At 73.8% G+C, this 3,983-nt stretch carries 5 protein-coding genes and 1 pseudogene; 2 read left to right on the top strand and 4 right to left on the bottom strand.

Going from position 1 to position 3,983, the window contains the following annotated elements; translation table 11 throughout:
- A pseudogene (locus tag VGH76_RS15350) lies at positions 1-281 on the top strand (sodium:proton exchanger); the annotation flags it as partial.
- Between the two features lie 183 nt (positions 282-464).
- Complete coding sequence (locus VGH76_RS15345) at positions 465-1,286, top strand: hypothetical protein (protein WP_331557564.1); 822 nt, start codon at positions 465-467, stop codon at positions 1,284-1,286.
- Between the two features lie 22 nt (positions 1,287-1,308).
- Here the strand turns inward: VGH76_RS15345 and pqqE are convergent, their stop codons facing one another.
- The 4 genes from pqqE to VGH76_RS15325 all read right to left on the bottom strand — a co-directional run.
- Complete coding sequence (gene pqqE / locus VGH76_RS15340; RefSeq protein ID WP_331557563.1) at positions 1,309-2,409, bottom strand: pyrroloquinoline quinone biosynthesis protein PqqE; 1,101 nt, start codon at positions 2,407-2,409, stop codon at positions 1,309-1,311.
- Positions 2,406-2,687: a pyrroloquinoline quinone biosynthesis peptide chaperone PqqD gene (pqqD, locus tag VGH76_RS15335; protein WP_331557562.1), complete on the bottom strand. Its 282-nt coding sequence runs from the start codon at positions 2,685-2,687 to the stop codon at positions 2,406-2,408. Before pqqD ends, pqqE begins: the two co-directional genes overlap by 4 nt.
- A complete protein-coding gene (gene pqqC / locus VGH76_RS15330; RefSeq protein WP_331557561.1) occupies positions 2,684-3,355 on the bottom strand; it encodes a pyrroloquinoline-quinone synthase PqqC in 672 nt (223 codons plus the stop codon). The genes pqqD and pqqC overlap by 4 nt, the downstream gene beginning before the upstream one ends.
- Positions 3,352-3,983, bottom strand: a 632-nt coding sequence (locus VGH76_RS15325) for an MBL fold metallo-hydrolase (protein ID WP_331557560.1), incomplete at its 5' end; no start/stop codon positions are given. The genes pqqC and VGH76_RS15325, both read right to left, overlap by 4 nt.

Below are 3,983 nucleotides of genomic sequence, written 5' to 3'. Positions count from 1 at the left end.
GCGCGCCCGAGATCGGCATCGCCAACGTCCTCGGCAGCGTCGTGTTCTCGGTGACCGGCAAGCTCGGCATCGTCCTGCTCGTCGGCGGGGCCATCACCGTCGACGCCGACGTGCTCCGCTGGCACGTGCCGGTGCTCGTGGTGATGACGGCCCTCTCCGCGGGGTTCCTGGCCACCGGGCGGCTGCGCCGCTGGCACGGCGCGGTCCTGCTCGGGCTCTACGTCGTCTACTTCGTGCTCAGCCTGACGCTGTTCAACGGGGTGCCGGTCGATTCCTCGTAGGTGCCCTCCGGCCAGGTGGTGCCGTCCACTCGGACGCCTGCGGGAACCCGGTTCGGCCGGTCGGCGTGACTCCGCGTCGATTCCGCCGCGTCGCGCGTGTCGGACCGGATCGGGTGGGCACCACGCCGCGGTCCCGGCCGTCCAGACCCCGCGAGACGGCCGCCATCGACACGAGGGAGCGCGATGACCTCCGACACGCACGAGCAGGCCCCGCCGACGCCGTCCGACGCGATCGCCCACTGGTTCGACGACGTGTTCCGCATCTACGGGGAGATGGTCGACTCGCAGCGCCGCCTCGCCGTGGCGATGGTCCGCGCGTCCTCACCGTTGCTCGACGTCGGGGAGAAGGCCGCCGCGGGTGCCGAGCGCCTGTCCGCGACGGCGCAGCAACGGGGTCAGGTCGTGGGTGGCGGGTCGACTCCGGCTTCCGGGGAGGACGCCCGGGACCGCGACGACGACCAGCGGCACGACGGCAGCGAGGACGTCCGGGGGGACGAGTCGACGGCCTCGGCCACGGTGGACGCCGAGGCCGTCGACGAGCACGAGGACAGCACCACACCCGACGTCGCGGTGACCGCGGACCTCGACACCGCGGCGCCCACGGCGCCGGAGGTCTCGGACCGCGAGGCCGAGGAGGCCGACCACGCCGGGGACACCGGGGACGAGGAGAGCCCCGGGGTCGACGCCGCCGCGGACGGCACGGAAGACGACAGCACCGACCCGGACAGCACCGACCCGGACAGCGAGCGCCAGGGCAGCACCCGCGACGACCCCGCTGCGACGGGTCGGCGAGATGACCGGGACGACCGGCGGCCGGACGTGGGCGGGGACCGCGCCGAGCAGCGCCGCGCCTCGGCGACGCGCCGCTCGTCCGGGGCGTCACGGACCTCCGGAGCCTCGAAGACCACGCGGCGCACGACGTCCGGGGGCCGGGCAACGAACGGCCGGTCGGCCTCGTCGGAGACCGATGTGTCGTCCTCGGGCCGCCGCGGGTCCCCGCGCTGACCCGGCGGGGCTGCCGCTGCCCCTACGCGTGCGGGCGGGCCACCAGCGGCAGGTCCGCCCGCGTCGAGGCCGCCGTCGAGACCTCGTTCGCCTCCTCGACGGCCGCCTCGACGAGGTGGTGGTCGGGCGAGAGGTGGCAGACCGGGTCGGTGCGGGTGGCGTCGCCGGTCAGGGCGAACGCCTGGCAGCGGCAGCCCCCGAGGTCGACCTCGCGTCGGGAGCAGCTCCGGCACGGGTCCTGCATCCAGTCGGTGCCGCGGAACGCCGAGAACATCGGCGAGTCCTCCCAGATCCACCGCAGCGACGCCTCACGCACGTTGGCCCGCGGCAGCGGGAGCTCGTGGGCGGCCAGGCACGGCATCGCGTCGCCGGTGGGTACGACGACGAGCTGGCGCGCCCCCCAGCCGCCCATGCACGGCTTCGGGTAGGTCGCGTAGTAGTCGGGGACCACGTAGATGATCTCCATCTGCCCGCGCAGCCGTTCCTTCGCGGCGCGCACGATCACCTCGGCGCCCGCGAGCTGCTCGCGGCTGGGCAGCAGGCCGGCCCGGTTCTTCCACGCCCACCCGTAGTACTGGGTGTTGGCCAGCTCGATGCGGTCCGCGCCCAGGTCCTCGGCCGCCGCGAGCACCCGGTCCACCCGGTCGATGTTCTGCCGGTGCAGCACCACGTTCAGCGTCAGCGGCCAACCCAGCTCCCGCACGGTGCGGGCGGCGGCGAGCTTGCGCTGGAACGACGGCGTGCCGGCGATGCGGTCCGAGAGCGTCGGTTCGTCGGCCTGCAGCGAGACCTGCACGTGGTCGAGACCGGCGTCGTGCAGCTCCGCGGCGCGGGACTCGGTGAACCCGAGGGCCGAGGTCACGAGGTTGGTGTAGAGCCCCTGGCCGCGCGCCGTGGACACGATGTCGGCGAGGTCGCGGCGCAGCAACGGCTCACCGCCGGAGAGATGGCACTGCAGCGCGCCCAGGTCCGCGGCCTCGGTGACCACGCGCTGCCAGTCCGCGGTCGAGAGTTCGTCGCGGTAGGCGGCGATCTCGATCGGGTTCGAGCAGTAGGCGCAGGCCAGGGGGCACCGGTAGGTGAGCTCGGCGAGCAGGCCGAGGGGTCCGTCGGGCTGGGTCATCCGCTCATCTCCACGTGCCGCCGTTCCACCAGGCGGGCCAGGTAGGCGTGCACCTGCTCGGACGGGACCTCGCCGTAGCGCTCCCGCAGCGCGGCGACGATCTCGCCGACCGTCCGGGTGCCGTCACAGAGCTCGAGGATCGCCGCGCCGGTGGCGTTGAGGACGACGACCGTCTCCGGCAGCAGCAGGACCTGCCGGTCGCGGGCCTTGTCGTGACGCATCCGCACCCCGCGGCCCAGCCGGGGGACGGCGGCGTCGTCGATCACCATGCTGCTCATTCCGGGTAGGCCCGGTCGATGGCGTCCATCATGCTCCAGAGCACGTCGTTCTTGAACGCCAGCGCGTCGTAGGCTCGCTGCTCGTCCTCCGGGGCCCGGCAGTGCTCGAGCACCACCTCGAGGGCGTGCTCGGAGTCCCGGGGCGCCTGGAAGAGCCGGTTGCGGAAGTACTGCAGACCCTCCGGGTCGATCCACGTGTAGTACTTCTCGAAGGCGGCCAGCCGGTCGGCCATGAGGTCGGGCGCGAACAGCTCGGTCAGCGACGACGCGACCGCCTCCACCCACGGCTTCGTCCGCGCGAAGGTGACGTAGGCGCCGACCGCGAAGCGCACCCCGGGGACGAGGTGGCGGTGGTCGGTGACCTCCTCGCGGGGCACCCCGCAGGCCTCGGCGAGCTGCAGCCAGGCCTCGATGCCGCCGGCATCGTCGTCGTGGCCATCGTGATCGACGATCCGCCGGATCCAGCGCCGGCGGACGGTCACGTCCGGGCAGTTCGACAGGATAGCCGCGTCCTTGATCGGGATCGACTCCTGGTAGTGGAAGCGGTTCGCGACCCACCCGCGGATCTGCTCGGGCGAGAGCTCCCCGGCGTTCATGCGCACGTGGAACGGGTGCGCCGCGTGGTAGCGCTCGGCCTGCGAGCGGAGCCGGTCCACCAGATCAGTCACGCCAGGATCTCCATCTCGTCGCTGCCGATCTCGACCCCGGCCCGCTCGACGGCGGCCCGCTCGGGCGAGTCCTCGAGGAGGACCGGGTTCGAGTTGTTGATGTGGACGAGCACCGTGCGCGCCGCCCGGCCGGCCACCCGCTCCAGCAGACCGCCGGGGCCCGCGAGGGCGAGGTGCCCCATGTCGCCCGCGGTCTTGGCGCCCAGCCCCTGGGTGATCAGCTCGTCGTCGGCGTAGGCCGTGCCGTCGACGAGCAGGGCCGAGGCCCCGTCGCAGGCGTCGAGCAGGGCCGGGACGACGTCGGCGACGCCGGGCGCGTACACGACGGTGCCGCCGGACGCCCGGTCGCGGAAGCGGTAGCCGACGACGCGGCCCGGGTCGTCGGCCGAACCGACCTCGGCGAAGCGGGGCGCCTTGCCCGTCGGGAGGTCGACCGCGGTGTAGGCGAGCTCGTCGGACAGGGCGACCTCGACGCCGGGCTCCACCGGCACCACGGTCACCGGGCAGTAGCGCTCGAGCGTCGTCAGGAACCCGGTGCCGCGGCGCAGCGTGGCCTCCGTGGCCGGGGTCGCGTGCACGGTCACCCCGCGACCCTCGCGCAGCAGCAGCAGGCCGAGCGTGTGGTCGA

This window comes from Actinomycetospora sp. (assembly GCF_036497585.1).
Classification (GTDB): domain Bacteria; phylum Actinomycetota; class Actinomycetes; order Mycobacteriales; family Pseudonocardiaceae; genus Actinomycetospora.
The sequence above is the reverse complement of the archived record's forward strand: the minus strand, read 5'-3'. Positions and strand labels throughout refer to the sequence as shown.

Coding starts and splice junctions, on each gene's coding strand:
- VGH76_RS15345 (WP_331557564.1), top strand. CDS start 465: ATGACCTCCGACACGCACGAGCAGGCCCCGCCGACGCCGTCCGACGCG.
- pqqE (WP_331557563.1), bottom strand. CDS start 2,409: ATGACCCAGCCCGACGGACCCCTCGGCCTGCTCGCCGAGCTCACCTAC.
- pqqD (WP_331557562.1), bottom strand. CDS start 2,687: ATGAGCAGCATGGTGATCGACGACGCCGCCGTCCCCCGGCTGGGCCGC.